Annotated in this window: 2 protein-coding genes and 11 tRNA genes; all 13 read right to left on the bottom strand. The window is 71.5% G+C overall.

All coding sequences use genetic code 11. The features are described from left to right. Window positions 1–21 precede the first annotated feature (21 nt). The 13 genes from GA0070561_RS33955 to GA0070561_RS23250 all read right to left on the bottom strand — a co-directional run bounded on the left by GA0070561_RS33955 (window position 22) and on the right by GA0070561_RS23250 (window position 18366). Window positions 22–7674, bottom strand: coding sequence for a SpvB/TcaC N-terminal domain-containing protein (locus GA0070561_RS33955; protein ID WP_091404760.1), 7653 nt, complete (start codon window positions 7672–7674; stop codon window positions 22–24). A gap of 9 nt (window positions 7675–7683) precedes the next feature. Beyond that, entirely contained in the window at window positions 7684–17082 is a 9399-nt protein-coding gene (locus tag GA0070561_RS23300) for a Tc toxin subunit A-related protein (RefSeq protein ID WP_208603837.1), read from the bottom strand. A 236-nt stretch (window positions 17083–17318) separates the two neighbouring features. Beyond that, a tRNA-Cys gene (locus GA0070561_RS23295) sits at window positions 17319–17389 on the bottom strand. A 9-nt stretch (window positions 17390–17398) separates the two neighbouring features. Continuing rightward, window positions 17399–17471 (bottom strand) — tRNA-Arg (locus GA0070561_RS23290). A gap of 5 nt (window positions 17472–17476) precedes the next feature. After that, window positions 17477–17560, bottom strand: a tRNA-Tyr gene (locus GA0070561_RS33725). A gap of 1 nt (window position 17561) precedes the next feature. Then, a tRNA-His gene (locus tag GA0070561_RS23285) sits at window positions 17562–17636 on the bottom strand. A gap of 20 nt (window positions 17637–17656) precedes the next feature. Then, window positions 17657–17728: transfer RNA gene (locus GA0070561_RS23280), tRNA-Val, on the bottom strand. Window positions 17729–17804: 76 nt separating this feature from the next. Beyond that, window positions 17805–17878, bottom strand: a tRNA-Glu gene (locus GA0070561_RS23275). Between the two features lie 5 nt (window positions 17879–17883). Then, a tRNA-Val gene (locus tag GA0070561_RS23270) sits at window positions 17884–17955 on the bottom strand. Between the two features lie 92 nt (window positions 17956–18047). After that, a tRNA-Arg gene (locus GA0070561_RS23265) sits at window positions 18048–18120 on the bottom strand. Window position 18121: 1 nt separating this feature from the next. Next, window positions 18122–18198: transfer RNA gene (locus GA0070561_RS23260), tRNA-Ile, on the bottom strand. Window position 18199: 1 nt separating this feature from the next. Beyond that, a tRNA-Ser gene (locus GA0070561_RS23255) sits at window positions 18200–18289 on the bottom strand. Between the two features lies 1 nt (window position 18290). Next, window positions 18291–18366, bottom strand: a tRNA-Asp gene (locus GA0070561_RS23250). Window positions 18367–18469: the final 103 nt, after the last annotated feature.

Below are 18469 nucleotides of genomic sequence, written 5' to 3'. Positions count from 1 at the left end.
GTGGCCCCCGGGAAACCTGGGTCACCACCAGTCGAAGTAGCGGCCTGCGTGGAAGATCCCCACGCCGATGGCGGCGACGATGCCGACCACGAGCACGACCGGAGCGATCACCACGCTGCCGGCCGCGATGCCGATGGCACCCGCGGCGATGGCCAGACCCGCCCCGATGCCGACGCCACCGGCCACCACCCCGGGCGTGTCGCCGGCCTCGGCGGCCCGGTTCATGCTGACGTACGAGACGGCGGCCAGACCGATGCCACCGATCACCAGTCCGGCGGTCATCGCGCTGACGGTGGCGACAGTGGCACCGGGCACGGCGATGGCGTACAGCTCAAGGCCACCGCCGACCGCGCCGAGCGCGTCACCGACGCCCATCTCCCAGTCGCCGTGCTGGTAGTCGCCCCACAGGGCGAACGCCGACAGGCCGAACCCGACGACGCCGAGCCCTTTGCCGAGCATGCCGGTCCGGCCCGGCAGTCCACGCACGTGCTCCGGTGCCGTGGCACTGGCCGGGATCTTCCGCCCGCGTCCCGGGTTGGTCGCCGTGCGGATCGCGTTTCCGGCGCTGGCCGGTGCGTCGGTCTCGGTGATGATGACGGCCTGGGATCGCTTGCCGGCCATGCTCGGGTTGGCCCGGACCGCCCGGTCGGCGTCCCGGGTCGCCGACCGGGCGATGTCGCCGGCCTTGCCGTACCTGTCGGTCGACTTGATCTGCTTGACCGCGGTGCTGGTCTCCAGGTCGAAGTTCGCCGTGTTGTCGCGCCACGGCATGCCGTACAGCCATTCGAGGATGTTGCCGCGGAACGTCCCCCGGCCGCCCTTGAACTTGAAGTTCCAGATGAACTTCTCGGCGGCGGGCGCGGTGTGCGCGGCGGCCCCCCCGACGGCGCCGGGTGCGGCCGGCGCCTTGCCGGCGGAGTCGGCCGGCGGCGCGGCCGGCGGCGGTTCGGGTGGCGGGGCCGGCGCGGGTGGCGGCGGCTCGGCCGGTGGCGGCTCCGGTGGCGGCGGAGGCGGCGCCGGTTTCGGCTTCGGTGGTGCCGGAGGCGGCAGTACGGCGTGCAGCACCCAGGTGCCGCCCGGGTGCTCGGACCAGTTGCCTCCCTCCAGGTTGAGGGTGACGTTGGCCTGGTAGTAGATGACCGAGTTCTTGTTGTTGATCCGTGGATCGAGGGTCGCGCCGTGGCTGCTGAGATAGCGGCGAAAGTCCTCCACCGTGGGGTTCTCGGACCCGGTGAAGTGGGACTCCGTGATGGAGATGTCGTGGGTTTCCGGCCCCTTGACAGTGGTGGGCTTGAACCCGGACGGGTCGACCATTCCCACCGGATTGTTGCGGCAGTACCGGAACAGGTTGCCCCCGTCGGCGAAGCCGCCCGGATCGCTGCTCGCCCATCTGCCCAGCCACGGCACGTAGTACCGGGCCCCGGCGTAGCAGAAGCCGGTTTCCTCGTCCACCTCGTGCCCGCCGAAGCGGTACCGCTTCAGGCTGAGGTCGGCGCCCGGCCGGCCGTAGCGGTACGCGGTAGTGCCGTACGGGTGGTACTCCTCGTAGGAGATGAGCACCCCGGCCGCGTCGGTCTCCAGCGTGGCCGAGCCGAGGTGGTTGGTGAGCTGGTAACGGATCAGCGGAACGCCGAGCGGGTTGGCCGGGTCGAAGCCGCCGACGTCGACGGTCTTGACGTCCACCTGAGCCACCGGGCCGGTGTCGTCGGCGATCGTGGTGGTCCACCGTTCGTGCTGGAGGGTGCCGGTGACCCGGTTGCGCCGCCGGAACACGGTGACGGCACCCAGGAAGATCCATTCAAGTTGGACACTGCCCGGCCGGTCCACGACCTTGCGCAGCCGCTGCCCGCTCGCGGCGTAGACGAACCGGGCTTCGCCACCGCCGCCGAGGTCGACCCGGCGGAGCTGGTCGTGGACGTTCCACTCCAGGGCCGGCAGGTGCGGCATGACGGTCAGGTTGCCGACGGCGTCGTGCGCGTACAAGGCCGAGTAGGGGCCGCCGTCGGCGTCGCCGGGCAGGCTCGTGGCCGCCAGCCGGTTCGTGGCGTCGGCCGGGTCGTCCTGGTACGCGTACCGGTGGTGCCGGGTCCAGCCGGCACCCACCCCGGCCTGCGTCCGGAAGCGGTGCCGGAGCACTGTGAGGTTGCCCAGCGGGTCGTACTCGTACTCCTCGGTGTAGGCACGTACCGCGCCGGCATCGGTGAGGCTTCCGGCGGGCGGCACGTCGGTCTGGTCGCGGATCGCGTCGTTCGGCGCCCCGGCCAGCTCCCGTCCACTCGCCCGGATCAACTGGTAGAGCGGGTCGTACGCGTAGTCGCTGGCGGCCGGCACCGCCGCGTTGCCGAAGAAGGTGGGCGTGCCCGGCTCGGCCACCCGGGTGAGGTTGCCCACCGGGTCGTAGGTGTAGCGCAGGTCGCGCACCCCGGCGGTGAGCAGACGTTCCAACCGGAACGTTGTCGGGTCGTAGAAGTACTCGGTGACCAGCCCGTTGCCGTGCCGGGCGAACCGCCGCCGGCCCAGCGCGTCGTAGTCCTGCTCGGACAGGAACTCCACCTCCGCGCCCTGGCCGCGCAGCCGGGCGGTGAGCCGGCCCAGCATGCCGCCCTCGAGGTAGGTCGGTCGTAGCTCGGTGGCGTCGGGCAGGGTGACCACTGTCGGGCGGTTCACCGCGTCGTACTCGGCGGCGGTGCCGAAGACCTCGCTCTCCAGCAGTGGCGCCGCGGCGGCCAGCAGCGCGGCGTGGTCGGGCGCGGCGGCCACCGGCGACCAGTCCGGGCCGTCGACGTGATCGGTGGCGAGTCTCCGTTCGGCGCGGCGCGGGTTGCCCTTGAAGTCCACCTCGGGCACCCGCACCTGGCCCGCCGGGTCGAACACCAGGTACGGCACGCCGTGCAGGCCCAGCGTCACCGCGTCCGGATGCCGGTCGCCGAAGACCACGTACTGCACGCAGCGCTCCGCGCCGGCGGACTCGCTGACGTACAGGCCGACGGGCCGGTGCAGGGCGTCGTACGTGGTGCGGAAGGTCCGGCCGTGTTCGTCCCAGATCCGGCGCACCCCGCCGAGAACGTCCTGGAACACCCACCGCTCGCCCTTCTCCGCGCTCCACGACCGCACTCCCGCGCCGTGCATGGCGGTAACCGCGTTGGCGATGTGCCGGCCCAGCGCGTCGTACCCGTCCGAGGACCGGCCGGTGAGGTCTCCCCTGGTGCGAACGCCGAACCGCTGACCGGCGCCCCGGTCGGCCACCGTGTAGACGGCCCGGCCCAGGCTGTCGAAGTGGATCACGGAGGGCGTGCCGGCGTGCCCGGCGGCGAGCCACGCGGCGCGGGTGGCCGGGTCGGTCGGTTCCGGATCGGACATGGCCGGGCTGCCCCGCTCGGCGTACCACTGGCTGTCGAGCACCGTGTCGTTGGCGTCGAACAACCGGTGCGACCAGGCCGTGGACTCGACCCGGCTGAGGGTGCCGTCCGGATAGCGGGTCAGCACGGCCCGGCCCAGCGGGTCGTAGTAGCGGATCGCGGTGGCGCCGATCTCGCGCAGCGCCGCCGCGTCCTCGTACTCGTGGGTGGTGCTGAAGTAGGGCTGGTACCGCTTCACCGGGTTGCCCTTGTTGTTGACCACCGTACGGCCGGTGCCGACCCAGCGCGGGTCGGCGTCCACCTCGACGGCCACCCCGTCCTCACCCACCTCCAGGGCCTTGCCCGGATGCACCCGCGACTTCGTGATCGCCACACCACCGGTGCCGGTGCTGTACTCGTAGCTCTCCAGCCAGCGCGGGTTGGTCGGGCCGTGCCGTTCCCGGTGCCGGCCCCGGCTGTACGCGGGCTGGCCGTTGACCATCCAGTTGAACGGGTCGTAGGTGAACGTCAACGTCGGATCGTCGAGCGTGTCGCCGTCCCCGGCGCCGGGCCGGCCGAGCAGCGCCGAGGCCACCACCCGACCCAACTCGTCGTAGCGCACCGCGCGGCGCTGCCCGTTCGGGTCGGTGACGAGGCTCGGGCCGAGCACCAGGTAGTTGTTGACCGCGGTGGTGACCGACCAGGCCGCCTGGTCGATGGTCACCCGCTCGGTGAGCAGGTGGTAGCCGTCGAAGGTGACCGCCGTCGCCATTCCCAGCGCGTCCCGGGCCCCGTTGGACAGGTAGAAGTGCGCGGCGGGATCGGCGGGATAGCGCAGCTCGCCGGACGGTATCCACCAGTCCGGGCCGCCGTCGAGGTGCACGTAGCCGGCGGCGGTCAGGTCCGCGCCCGTCACCGCCGTGCCGTAGCCGGCGGCCAGCGCGGCCGGGGTGAAGGCAAGGTGGTACGTCTGGTGCCCCAGCCCCAGGCTGTCCCACTGACCGGCCGGCAGCGGCGTCAGCACGTTGTCCCGGAACCGCACCTGCGACCGGGACAGCAACCGCCGCTGCGCGCTGACCTCGTCGGCCACCACCTCGTACCCGATCGGGGTGGCCGCGGTGAACCCGGCGAGCAGTTCGGCGCGGGTGAACAGTGGGCCGGCCGGGGCCAGCCCGGTGAGTTCGTGCCCGACCGCCTCGTACGCGGCGCGGATCCGGTACGCCGGCACCGGCAGCGTCTCGTCGATGTCCGGGGTGTACCGCTGCTCGCCGTACGTGACGTGGCGGCGCCGCTGTTCGGCGGTCACCTCGGCGGGCAGTTCCGGGTCGGGCGTGGTGCGGCCGTAGACCACCGCGGCGGCCTGGACGACGGTGCCGTACGGGCCGAGGACCAGGTTGAGCCGGTGGCTGATCCGAGGCTCGTCCGGCTCCCGGTCGTAGGAGAGGCTGACCGCCTCCCGCTCGACGGCGACGAACACCCGCGCGTCCAGCCGCTGCACCTGGTAGGTCTGCTCGACCACCCCGTACGGGTGCTCCTGCGCGGCACTCCCGTCGTACGAGTACACCTCCTGCCGCAGCGGCAGGCCGCGCAACGCCCGCCGGCTCTCCCGCAGCTCCGTGGCGGAGACTCCGGTCGGCAGCTCCGCGGTGGGCAGGTGCCGGCCGGAGTACCACTCGGCGGACAGGTCGACCGGGGCGCCGGTGTGGTACCAGGTCTTCGTGGTGACAGGTGGCTGGAACAGCTCGGGCGAGGTGTCCTGGTTCCCGTCGACCGCCTCGACGCCCAACACGTGGTCCACGAACGACTCGCCGTCGATCTGCTCGACCATGCCGAAGCCGGCGAACTCCCGCTCGACGCCGTCGTAGTGCCCGTGGTGGTAGCGGTAGGCGGTGACCAGCCGGGTCCCGGTGATCCGGTCCACCTGTTCCACCCGCTCGACGACCTGCACCGGGAACGGCAGCCTGGTGACCCACGGCTGGCCGGCTCGCCGGTCGGCCAGTTGGAAGGCGGTGGAAGCGGCGTACCGGATGGTGGTCTCGCCGCCCAGGTTGTTCACCACCCGGGTGAGCAGGTGCGGCTTGCCGTCGGCGGCCAGATTCAGGTAGCGCACCGGGCCGGCGGCGTCGCCGGGCAGCGGTGACGACCACACCAGGCAGCCGGTGCCGGCACCCAGCAGGTCGGTCACGGTCACCGTCGAATCGGGCGTGACATGCGGCAGGTCGGGCAGCTCCAAGGGGGGCGACCAGCTGTTGCCGGACTGGTTGTACCAGAGCCGGATCTCCCGCCGGCCCAGGTAGCACAGGTCCATCGCGCCGGTGCCGTCCACGTCGGTGAGGAGCACCCGGGCCGGGTCGAACTCGTCCAGCCCGGCGAACCACGGCGCGTCGTCCATCTCGACAGTGGCGCCGAATCGTCCGTAGCCGACGTTGGGCCAGTAGCAGACGGAACCGTCGCGGACCCGGACCAGGTCGGTGAGCCCGTCTCCGGACATGTCGGCGAGGAAGATGCTCTGCCGGTCGTCGGAGCGCAGCAGCCGCGGCCCACGGTCCTCGTCCGCGGGCCAGAGCGCGGGTCGCGCCGGGCCGTACCCCGCCTCGGCCAACGACTCGTGCCAGGCCAGCACGGTGTCGCCGGCGATCAGCAGGTCGGCCCGGCCGTCCCCGGTGAGGTCCAGCAACAGCAGGTCGGGGCTGGCCCAGTCGACGGCGGGCAGCTCGCGAAACGGCTGGAAGCCGGACCAGCCGGCGTCGTCGGTGCGGCGGACGAAACCCGCCGGTACGGTGCCGAGCTGGACCAGCTCGATCCGGCCGTCACCGTTCACGTCGACCAGTTGCTGGCGTCCGCCGGCCAGGTCGGTCAGCGACGGCACGGTGGGCAGCGCGGCGACCGGACCGATCCGGCCGGCGCCGAGGTTCGGCCGGTAGTAGAGGGCGCCCTCGTGCCCGGTCAGCACCCCGGCGAGTCCTTCCCCGTCCAGGTCCACCCACAGCTCGGTCCGCCCGTCCACGCCGGCCGGCAGGTTCTCCAGGCTGCCCCGCTCCAGTTCCCGGGTGGTCGCCGCGATGGTGGCCGGTGTGTATTCGAAGGTCACCGGGGGCAGTGCGGCGCTGGTGTGCCCGCCACCGGCGGCCGGGGCGTAGCCGCGCTGGGTCACCTCGACCAGGGTGGACAGCACCGGCCCGGCGGCGTATTCCAGCTCCACCGCGCGGACCAGGCAGTCCGCGCCCACCTCCGGCTCGTCCGGGAAGTGGTGGAACATCAGGATCCGGCGGCACAGCCGATAGGTGCGGACCTCGAATCCCGCGCGGTAGGTGGAGAACGGGTCCGGCCGGCAGGTCCAGTCCCCGGTGTCAGCAGGTGACGGGGTGTCCGGGTGGTGCTCGCCGTAGTCGAGCACCACCTCGAACAGCCAACCGGCGTCGGCGATCTGGGCCGGCGTCAGGTCCACCGGGCGTCGGCCGTCGGGGTCGAGCAGCGGCACGGTGTTGCCGTAACGCACCGACTTGAGGTAGCGGTTGGCGTTCCGGTCGGTGCGGTGCCGTTCGTGCGGCCGGTCCAGGTCCAGGCCGACGGCGTCCTCGGCCTTGTAGGTGTAGGTGACACCGTTGCCCCGATCGTCGCGGGTCTCGCAGAGCAGCCAGGTGTGCACCCGCCCGCCCAGGCCGATGCGGGAACTGCCGTCGCGGCCGTACACGGCCAGCAGGTTCGACCCGGACAGGGTGCGCCAGTGCACGTCACCGTCGGAGTCCCGGGTCCACCGCTCGATGCGGGCGAACGCCCCCTCGATCCGTGGCCGGAACCGCTGCACCGTGTGCCCGGCGACCGGAGTGCCGCCGGGCACCGGGATCAGGTCGTCCTCTCCGGACAGCAGGAAGGTGTCGGTGTCGTCGTAGCGGGGCAGGCCACGGTCGGTGCGCCGGCTGATGGCCGGCACGGGCAGCTGCCAGCCGAGGCCGAACGGGCCGTTTCCGGCTCCCGAGTCGTAGCTGAGCGTCAGGTCGGGTTGGAACCCGGACCGGCCGCCGCTGACCGGGATGGGAACGGACATGCCGCCGGTCCCGGTGACCGGGTGGGCGGCGAACGTCTCGCCGATGGCCCGGATCGCGCCGCCGCCGGTGGGCAGGCTGATCGCCGGTCCGCCGAGTCCCGGTCCGGTCGTGCCCCGACCGGCCGGCGGCGGCGCGGCGCCGGTCGCGTCGGTCGGCGGCCCGCCCGGTCCGAATGCCCCACCCGCTCCGCCGGGAGTGCCGGCGCCGGTCGGGTCGGCGGAGCCGCGCCACCGGGAGCCGGGCCCCGGCCCCCACGATCCACCGCCGACCGGGTAGCTGGTCGTCACCGCGCCCCCTCAGCCGTCGAGCCGGTAGTGCAGCAGGACGACCAGGTCGGTCAGGCCGTCCGGGTCGGCTGCCAGCGTGACCGGGGTGCCGAGAACCAGCGGATCGGACTGACCCACGCACTGCCGCAGGTCGGCGTCCCGGTTCAACGTCACCGGGTCACCGGCCACCGTGAGGTCGTACGTCCCGGGATCACCGTCCACCCGGGCATACCAGGTCACCTGGTCCACCACCGGCTGGTGGTCGCGGGCGAGGTACGGCAGGTGCTCCGGCCCGACGGTCAGCTCGGTGCTCTGCTGCTGGGTGAGCTGCCACCACTCGTCCGGGAAGTGGTGGCGCAGGCTGTATGCCTGGTACAACCCCGTCCGGCCGGCGTCGACCAGCATCTCGTTGAGCACCTCCCGCAGGGAGTCCTCGACCAGGCCGCGCAGCGTCGAGCCGCCGTCGCGGGCCGTGTACCGCAGGTGCAGGATGATGTCGCTGATGCTGTCGTAGTCGAACTGGCGGACTGCCGTCGGCAGTTCCAGCCGCCAGGTGCCGATCGCGCCCTTGCCCTCGAACGGCAGGTAGCGGTCGTCGGCGAAGTTCAGCTCGAACATGCCGCTGTCGCTGAGGCCGCTGCTGGTCGAGATCGACTCGATCCCGCCCACGTTGTACGCGAACCGCTCGTCGCCGGGCACCTCGGTGTACTTGTCCTTGGCGCTGGTGGCGCCCTGCCGGGCCGCGGTGGCGGTCCGGTACCGGTTGCCGATCAGGGAGAGCTTCGCGGTGACCGGGGTGTACGGGCCGGCCACGCACGGGATGGACAGGCTGACCGTGCGGAGCCGGCGGAAGTAGTGCCCGGGGTGGTCCAGGTCGAACAGCGCCTCCGGCACGTTGACCACGCAACTGCCGGTGGCCCGCAGCTCGATCAACGCCGCCGGGTCGAGCTGTGCCAGCGAGACGTGCCGGGTCAGCTCCCGCTCGCGGCTGTGCTGATCGAGGTAGGCCACCTCCATCCGCTTCAGGTCGTGGCGCAGCGCGTCCGCCACGGTCAGCCCCTTGCGCAGGCTGTCCCAGTAGCCGGGTTGCAGGAACGTGGCATCGCTGCCCAGCTCGTGGGCGAAGCACCGCTCGGCCTTCTTCGCCACGTCGAAGGCGAGCTGGTACGCCCCGAAGTAGACGGAGCTGGCCCGGCTCACCATCCACTGGTACAGCTCGGTGTTCGTGTACTTGCCGCGCAGGTACTCCTCGGTGGCCTGGGCGTTGTCGGCTTCCCGGTCGTGCGCCGCCAGCTCGTCGGTGAGCATGGCCACGTGCAGCCGCCCGGTGAGGAGCTGCTGGTCGAGCTGGGTCAGTTCGAGACCGGCCAGCGCCGCCTGGTGTTCCCAGTCGTCCATCCGGCGGCGGTAGCCGCCCTGGTTGGCGGCCATCCCGGCGGCCTTGTCCAGGGCCCGGGCGATCGCCTCCAGGGTCATCACCGCCGAGTCGGCGGCGGCACCGACCTTGTCCCCGCCGAGGGTGAGGGTCACAGTGGGTGAGCCACCGAAGCCGGCGCCGCCGGCGGTGAAGTTGGGAATCAGCTTCAGCCCGCCGGACAGGATGTAGCCCACCGCGATCGCGGTCTCGCCGAGCAGGGACACCCCGGACAACGCGGTGGCGGTGATCTCCCAGGCGTTCATGTACGGCCGGCCGGCGTAGTAGCGTTGCCGCTCCTCCACCACCTTGCGACTCAGTTCCAACGCCGCGACGTTGCCCTCGGCCTCCGCGATGGTGGCGACCTTCACCGCCCGTACCGCGTCGAGCAGGGCGATCTCCTGGCCGGCGCGCAGCCGGGCGAGTTGCTCGGCGTCCCGCTTCTCCATGGCTGCGAGCAGCCCGCCGCCCAGCTCACCGACGTACCCGACGAGTTCGGTGGCCTTCTGGGCCAGCACCCGGAACCGGTAGTTCGGCAGCGGCGCGCCGAGCCCGGCCAGGAACGACGAGACGGACATGCCGGCGGCGGCGGCCCGGACCAGCGCTCCCGGATCGATCGGCGGCGAGAACAGGGCGAGCATGCTCTCCACCCCGTCGATGTTCTGGCAGTTGCGGATCTTGAACAGCCGGTCGGCGATCAGGTCCCACAGCCGGAGCATCTCCTCATTGGGCGGTATGCAGAAGTACAGCGCCGAGTAGCTCAGTGGGCTGGGCAGTTCCGCCCCGCCGTGCGGCAGCAGGTCCAGGTCGGGGATCAGGTTCTCCAGGTCCAGCAGCGCGTTGCCGAACAGGTCCACCTTGGCCTGGAGCTGGTTGACGGTGGCCGGAGCCGGGGTGACCAGCGGCGGCACCACGCTCGGCTTCGGTCCGAGCAGTTTGTCGGCCAGGATGTAGAGCTGGGTGGCCTGGGTGACGGACTCCCGGGTGAACTGCCGGAACAACTGGTCACCCCAGTCGACCAGGTTCTTGATGTAGCTGACCACCACGGCGAGCTGGTAGGCGACCGGCCGGCTGCGGGCCACCACGTGCGGGTTGAACGGCTTCGCCCGCCACTGCTCCACAGCGAACTTCAGGTCGGTGATGCTGGCCCCCGACGGGTCGGCTGCGATCGCCGTGAGAATGTCGCCGATCCGCTGGTTGAGCAGCTCGGGCACGCCGGTCTGGAAGAACGGCTTGGTGACCCAGTATTTCTGCGGGGCGGAGGCGCCGTCGGCGGTGCCGACCGGGTTGAAGATGTGGTGGAACCAGTTCCGCGCCTCGGCGAACCGCTGGTCCCGGTTGAGCCGCAGCGCGATGTCGAAGGGAAGGTGGTAGAACAGCTCCCAGTTGTATCCCGCGTACGCGCCGTCCGCGGCGAAGTCCAGGTCCTCCACCGGGTACGGCGACACGACCACCGGCGCCGGCTGGTAGGTGGCGGCGAAGTCGAACCCCGTGTTGGTGAGCTGGGTGGTCCGACTCAGCAACGCCGGCACGCCCGACCGGTAGACAGTGGCCCGTAGGAAACACAGCAGCGGGTGATAGAAGTTCGCGAACCTCACCCCGTACGACAGGGTGCCGTAGACCTCGAACTCGGCGATCAGCCGGTGGTACTCCGCGTCCTCGGTCATCGCCTGCACGGCGGCCGCGAGGTCGTGCGCGGGATCCTCGGCGTACCGACGCAGGTACTCGGTGAGCAGCGCCAACACGTCGCGGGCAAGCTCGTCCACGTCGCTGTACGTCTTCTCGATCCGGTCCGCCGGGTCCTCGGCACGCCGGTCGTAGAAGCCCGGGATGATCACGTAGCCACGGTCGTAGTCGCCGTAGAAGTACGGCATCAGGGTGCCCAGTGGCAGCACCGGCCGGCGGTCGTGGGTGCCCCGGACACTCTGCGCCAGCCCCAGCAGCATGATGATCCAGTCGAGCAACGACATCTGCATGGGGTACGTCACCCGGAACCGGCCGGGCGTCTGCGCCACCAGCGTCTGGAACGCGCCCATCAGCGGGGTGCTGATCGCCAGGTCGTTCTGTGTCCGGGAGACCAGTTCGGTGAACCGTTCGGCCAGCAGCTCGGTGTCCTTGAACACCGGCGACAGCAGCAGGTTGCCCGAACCGCCGCCCGGCACCGGCTCCGGATAGCCCCGGCAGCCGGTCAACGCGAACGAGCCGACGAACTCGGTACCGGTGAGCACGCTGATCGCCTGGCCGGCCGCTCCGGCCTCGTACGCGAAGCAGGTGAACTCGTCCGCCGCGGGGAGGTCCTCCCGGTAGCCGCTGGCCGGGTAGTACAGCGCGTCCTTGGAGATCTTCTTCGGCTGCCAGCGGTCCTGCGTCCGCTCGCCGATGGCCAGTTGGATCCGCCACCGCCGGCGCGGCCGCTCCGTCTCCGTGCCGCCCGGCGGGATGCCGTCCGGGTCCGGAATCTGGGAGGTCTGCGCCGTGTCGGTCTCCTGGGTGAAGACCGGCCAGGCCACTGTGAGCCGGCTGTTGCGGTCGAAGGCGAGCAGGTGGTCGCCCGCGATGTCCAGCGGCACCCGCCGCCACGGCGTCCAGTACCGCTCCCGCTCGAACTGCCGGTGGTAGTACACCGTCGGGTCGCCGCCCCGGGTGCGGGCGAACACGTGCATGAGATGCCGGTCGTGCTGGTAGTAGCAGGCCATCACGTCCAGGTGCGCCAGGTCGTCCAGCTTCTCCAGGTACGTGATGGTGGCGTTCTCCACCGCCAGGTCGGTCAGCTCGTCCTGCTGCAACTGATCGTCCAGCTCGGTGAACAGCTCCGACTTGTCGTCCCGCAACTCCGGCAGGATCCAGTTCTCCGGATACAGGAAGATCTTCCGATTGGCCTCCCACACCCGGTAGTTGGCCATCCAGTTCCACTGGTCCCAACCCGGATCCTCGGTGACCGCCGCGACGCTGTCCGGCTCCAGGCCGAGCAGGCAGCGCTGCACGAACAACTGGACGGTGGCGTGTGCCTGCACGATGCGCGACGTCGCCATGCAGGCGCCCATCTCGACATCGATGAGGAAGTGGTCGTACAGGTCGTTGGTGTCGCGCAGCCCCGGGTTCTCGGCCAACAGGTACGCGACCAGCGCGTCCCGCTTGGCCACCCGCAGCCGGTCCTGCACCCCTTGGAGCACCCCGAACCACTCCGCCTCGGCGTAGCGCGCCTTGAGGGCCTGCCGCATGGTGGCTGCCCCCGCCGCCGTGGTGACTGGCTGGCCCAGCGGCACCGCCGCCGCCACCGGTAGGCCCAGCCGGCGCAGCAGGGTGAGCGCATCGGCCAACCGCAGGATCGTCGCCGGCGACCGGTACGCGGTGAGGTCCACCGCCGACAGTTCGAGGTGGGTGTCCAGGTCGGCCAGCACGCTGGCGTCCCAGCCACCGAGCTGCGCCAGCTGGGTGTGGACCTGCGTGACGGTCGTGCCGGCGGCCAGGACCAGGTCGAACAGCCCGTACACCGTCCACGGCGCGGCCGCGTCCAGCGGGTTCGCCACCGGCGGGTAGGTGCGGGCCAGCTCGACCCCGGCGGCCAACCGGATCCAGTCGGCCAACGCGGCCGGCGGCCGGCCGGTCTGGTAAGGCAACCGGTCCGGGGCCAGCCAGCCGAGCGAATCGGCGTTCGTCAGCAGCCAGCCGAGGTCCGCGTCGGGCACCGTCAGGTGCTCGACGAGCTGGCTCAGCACGTGCAGCAGGCGCAGTGCCCGGTACTGCTCGTCGAACCCGGCCGGGGTGACCGCCGGTGGCGCCGGCGGCTCGTTCACCAGGTCCACCAGCGCGTCGTCGGTGAGCACTGCGAGCAGCGGCCGGGTCAGCTCCGCGCCGACCAGCACGGTGGCAGCGGCGTCCGCGGAGAACCCGAAGGTGTCGGCCACCGCCGCCACCGCCAACTCCTGCTTGGTACGGGTGTACGCGTAGCTGGACAGGGCCGTGGTGATGGCCAGCAGCAGCGTGGTCTGCTGGGCCTCGGTGGGGTTGGCCACGATCGCGGCCGTTATCGGTGTGGTGTCCACCAGGGCGGCGAGCTTCGCGTCGACGAACTGCGCCGGGGTGGTCACCGCGTCGGTCCAACCGCCGTCCACTATCGAGGCGAAGCCGGCCAGGTCCGCCTCGGTCATCCCGGGAACCGTGGCCAGCAGGGCACGCATCCCCGGCAGGTTCTCCTCGGGGGGCGCCGCCGGATCGACAGCGGGTCGGGTCGCCGCGTACCCGCTCTGGTAGCCGGCCTGCAACCCGGTGAGCACCGTGGTCAGCGTCTCGTCCGGCAGGTCCCGCGCGGCCAGGTCGTCGGCAACGTGTCGGAGCAGGTAGCGCAGGTCTGCCGGGCGGATGCCGGTGCCGGCCCGGGCGGCGTCGAACCGCTCGACGAAGGCCAGCGCGGTGGCCGGTGCGGTGAGCGGATCCGACCCGATCAGACCCTTCATGATCAGGTATTCGGTGGCGGTGAGCCCGAGCGCCCGGGCCAGCAGTGTCCCGGCGTACACCGCGTGCAGGCCGACGTTGCTGACGATCGCCGGGGCCGGAAGGTCGGCCACCAGCAGGGCGGTGTCCGCCGTCGTGGCCCCCAGGCAGGTCGCCAGGTACGCCTCGTGCGTCGACAGCGGGGCACCCGAGCCGGGTGTGGCCAGCTCCGCCTGCTCGTTGGCGAGCACGTTGGCCGGCTCGAACGCCTCGAGGACCGGGCCGTTCGCCGAGTTGCGGAACACCTCGGCGTACCGCGACTCGTCCAGCGGGGCGAACAGGTCGACCACCTCGGGCAACGGCCGCCCGAGCCGCGCGGCGAGCCGGTGCAGTGCCGCCACCGTGACCAGGAGGTCGTCGTCCAGGGCTCCCCCGCCCAGCGCGTCGGCCCGGATCGCCCGGTCCAGCAACTGCGGCGTCCAACCGGTGCAGGCCGGCGCACGCAGCAGGCGCAGGAACCGGTGGATCCGGTCCAGGCGCGCGTCGGTGAGCTGCTGGATCCGCTTTGCGCTGAGGTCGGACCCGGTGTCCAGGTGCTTGACGAACATGGCGTTCCCGGGATTGACCCAGGCCAGCGCCAGCAGCTCGGTCAACTCCCGATAGTCCAGGCGCGCCCGAGCGAGAAAGTTGTCCACCCGGGCGATGCCGCCCAGAGCGCCGAGCGGTGCGGTGTTCCAGATGTCGTCCTGAGCGGCCGGGTCGGCTGTGACCACCAACTGCCGCTGCGCGTCGCTGATCCCCAGTTCCTCGGCCGCGATGGCCTCGCCGCTCGGGCCCGCCGACCGGCGCAGCGCCCGCATCACGTCGGCCCGGGCGATGTCGAACTGGGCGAAGTAGCTGCGGGTCTCCTCGTGCGCCAGGTCGAACGGCAGGGCGAACGCGTACCGGCTGCCCGCGAGCAGGGTGTAGGCGGCGGCGTTCACGTACTGCGGCGCGGCCGCCAACTCCAGCGCGGTGCCGGTGGTCTGGCGCAGTCGGCGCACGAACCACCCGCCGGCCCCGTCCGGGGTCGCCTTGGCCACCACGCCGACGTCCCGTACCACCCGGGCCCCAGCCAGGTCCGGCTCGTACACGAGGGAACGGTCGGTGAACGGCCATCCCTGGCCCTGCAACAGGCTCAGCAGCCCGGCCGACGGCGCCTCCACCGGATCGACGCCGCCGCTCAGCGGGCCGCCGAACGCCAGGCCCGCGTCCGGCGCCACCGCCTCCTCCAGCAGTTCGCACACCAGGTCCAGGTAGGGCAGCGGAAGGTCGGTGTTCTCGCAGCTCAGATCCAGGTCACCGAGGTCCGGCCTGCGTCCGTACAGGACGTCCCGGGCGACCTTGGTGGCCGGACCCGGTGTGTCGGCGTCGGTGACCAGCCGGTTGCCGAGGAACTGAAGGACGTCCACCAGGTACGCGGCGGCGCTGTGCACGCTGCGGCACGGCTCGCAGTAGCTGGAGTCGGCGAGCTGGAACAGGCTGCTCAGGTTGGGAAAGTCGGCGCTGACCGGAGTGAGGTCCGGGGCCACCGAGCCGCCCAGGGCCCGGACCGGCAGCGCCCGCGCCGCGCTCTGGAGCTCGCCGGCCAGCAGCCCGCTCGCCACGTGCACGTCCACGGCCCGGCGATACACCGACCGGGCCTGCTCGTCGGTGAACCGGCCGGTGTTCACGGCGGTGGCCACGAACCGCGTCTCGCCGAGGGCATGGATCCGTGCCGCCGACGGCACTTCGGCCGCCAGCAACGCCGTCGTCTGCCGATAGGTCGGCGCCAGCTTGAAGATCCGCTGCGCCGCCTTGAGCGCCGGCCGGCCGGTCCGCAGCCGCTCCGGGTGGTCCCGCAGCAGCCGCTCCACGTTGCCGGTCGCCAGGTCGAAGTCCGGATTCCCGGTGAGCAGTTCGAGCACCGCGTCCCGGTGCCCACCGAAGGCGCGCTCGGCGGCGCTCGCCCGCTCGTCGTTGCCGGGCTGTTCGTCGGTTCCAGCCCGTCGACCCGGGCCGGACCGATCGCCGCTGCCGTCGGATCGTTCGCCTCCGGTGTCGGCTGCGGCGTCGGCGTTTGCTGCGGCGGCGGCCACGGCGCCCGCGTCGCGTTCGAGCTGCGCGGTGAAGGCCGTGGTGGGATAGCGCCTCTCCAGCTTGCGGGCCAGCGCGCCGGCATGCAGGTCGATCAGCTCCGGCCGGACCGGCTGACCGGCGACCCGGACATCCGTGGTGCTGTCCCGCAACACCCGCCGCCAGTCCGCCGGGGCCAGCCGGGCCAGCCGGCGTACGTCGGCCGCACCCTCGATCCCCTCGCGGTCGCGGACCCGGTCGACAATCGTCTCGTCGTAGCCCAGCACGTCGGCCAGCACGCTCGCCGCGCCGGCCGCCTCGGCGGCCGACCGGTCGGGAAACGCCGCCGCGTCAGCCAGCCGGGCGATCAGCCCGGGCAGGTCGCCAGCAGCGTCGACGGCGAGGAGACTCTGGACCCGCTCGTGCGCGCCGTCGGCGAGGAACCGCTCCACCCGCCCGTACAACACCTTCGGCCGTTCCTGCGTGACGTACTCCTTGGCCTCCGGCCGTACCCGGGCCAGCATGTCGAGGATCCGGTCCAGTTCGCCGAGCAGGTCCTCGGGAACGAACCGATGGCGCACGGCGTCGGCGACGGCGTTCCGGACTGTGTGCTCGTCGAGCAGAGCGATGTCGTAGTACAGCGGCCGCAGCTCGGTGTTCAGATCGACGTCGAACCGGGCGAGCGCGGCACCGGTTCGGCTCGCGGTCAACAACGTCCGCTCGGCGAACAGCGCGTAACCGAACACCGCCGGCAGCTTGTAGGACGCGGCCAGCTTCTGCGCCACACCGAAGTGCGCCAACGCCGTCGCGGGCAGTCCGGTCTCGGCGGCCAGGAACGTCACGTCCTCGGCCTCGTCGTCCTGCCGCAGCTCGTACAGCGGGACCTGGCCGAGCAGCGGGACAATCGTGGCGAGGATCCGCTCGTACTCACTGCGTTCCCGGTCCCCACCACCGGACAGATCCACGGTGAGCACGGCCAGCTCGGGGGCGTTGAACAGCACCGCGCTCAGCGGCGGGTCGGACAGGAGGCGATCGCCAGCGGACACCCGGACGAACAGGTCAGCGGACTGCTTCTCGGAGCGGGTGAACCGGTCCCGCGAATAGTCGGCGCGATACAGCCCGTCGTCCCCGGTGGTCGCCTCGCCGAGCTGCTCGGCGTCCCGCAGGTCCCGGTCGAACGCGCCGACAGTCAGAGCGTTCGCCGGTTGCCCGTCGACCCAACGCACCCGACCAACCACAACGAACCGCGACGGCGGCTCGGCCAGCACCATCTGCACCGCGTCCCGGGTCGCCCCGTCCACCGTGCCGGTCACCGGCAGCTTGTGCGCCCGTTGGAACTCAGCCACGCCACGACGGGTGGTCGGCCCGTACCGGCCGTCGACCAGTTCGTCGGTGGCGATGTCGGCGGGCATCCGCAGCAGCGCGGTGTGCAGCCGCCGGACGTCGTCGCTGGGGCGGTGCCGGCGCGAGCCCATCGGGGTGGTCATGAGCATCTCCGATCGTCCGACAGCCGGCGACGGCGGCTGTCTGACGCCGGTGCGACCGGGAGCTACCTGGCATCCTGCGGATCAGAGGAGCCCGCCAGCATCGCACTGTCCAAGATCCGCCTACCCGTCTGACTGATCGGCAGCGGGCACTGCCGGTACGGCCGGTGGCGGAGACGGGCATGTCACCACGCCACCAGTAGCGGGACGAGCTCGCTAATCACAGTGGATGGCATTCGAGGCCGTGACCGGAATCGAACCGGCGTACGCGGTTTTGCCGACCGCTCCCTCACCACTCGGGCACACGACCAGGCAGAAGCGCCCGCGGAGGGAATCGAACCCCCGACACCCAGCTCCGGAAGCTGGTGCTCTGTCCCCTGAGCTACGCGGGCAAGCGTGGGAGTGGAGAGATTCGAACTCCCTGAGCGCGAACGCACCGGGGTTACAACCCGGCCCACCTCACCATCGGTGGCGCACTCCCTTGGGGTGACTGGAGGGTGCTGACCCCTCGTCCTCCGGTGCCACAAACCGGCGCTCTACCGCTGAGCTACAGCCACAACTTCGGCCTGAGGGCCAGTGCCCGCGGAAGGTGTCGAACCTCCGACCCCCTGGGTGTGGACCAGGTGCTCTTCCGTTGAGCTACACGGGCATGCGCGGAAAGGGTGGGATTCGAACCAGTACCTGTACGGATCACAGTCCGCCGCCCTACCGATTGGGCGCCGGAATGGTCGCGCGTGCGGGACTCGAACCCGCTTCACCAGCTTGAAAGGCTAGGGGCCTACCCATAACCGAACGCGCGGTGCGTGCCCCGAGCTGGTGTCGAACCAGCGGCCTTCGGCTTGTCGAGCCGATGCTCTCCCGCTGAGCTACCGGGGCGGGAGCGGGGGCGGGATTCGAACCCCCAAGGCCTAGCGATCTTTCCGTCGTCGAGGCGGGCGCGCTGCCAAACTGCGCCACATCCCGATGCGTGCCCCCGGCGCGATTCGAACGCGCGACCCCCAGATCCGTAATCTGGTGCTCTGTCCGCTGAGCCACGGGGGCATGGTGTCGTCGGAGGGAGTTGAACCCACGATCTCTGCGTTATCAGCGCAGTGCCTTAACCAGCTTGGCCACGACGACATGGCGGAGAGGGAGGGATTCGAACCCTCGGCGGTGTTACCCGCTCCGCGTTAGCAACGCGGTGCCATCGGCCGGACTAGGCGACCTCTCCATGGCGCTGACGACGGGACTCGAACCCGCGACCGCCTCGCTGACAACGAGGTGCTCAAGCCGCTGAGCTACGCCAGCATGGGACCGGCTCGCAGCCGGTGAGTGGAGTCGGGGGGAGTCGCCCCCCACGCCCTCGGCACACGGGTCTGAGCCGGTGTGTCTACCTGAGTTCCACCACGAG

The sequence above is a fragment of the Micromonospora saelicesensis genome, from assembly GCF_900091575.1.
Taxonomy (GTDB): domain Bacteria; phylum Actinomycetota; class Actinomycetes; order Mycobacteriales; family Micromonosporaceae; genus Micromonospora; species Micromonospora saelicesensis.
This window is presented reverse-complemented; position numbering and strand designations above follow the sequence as displayed.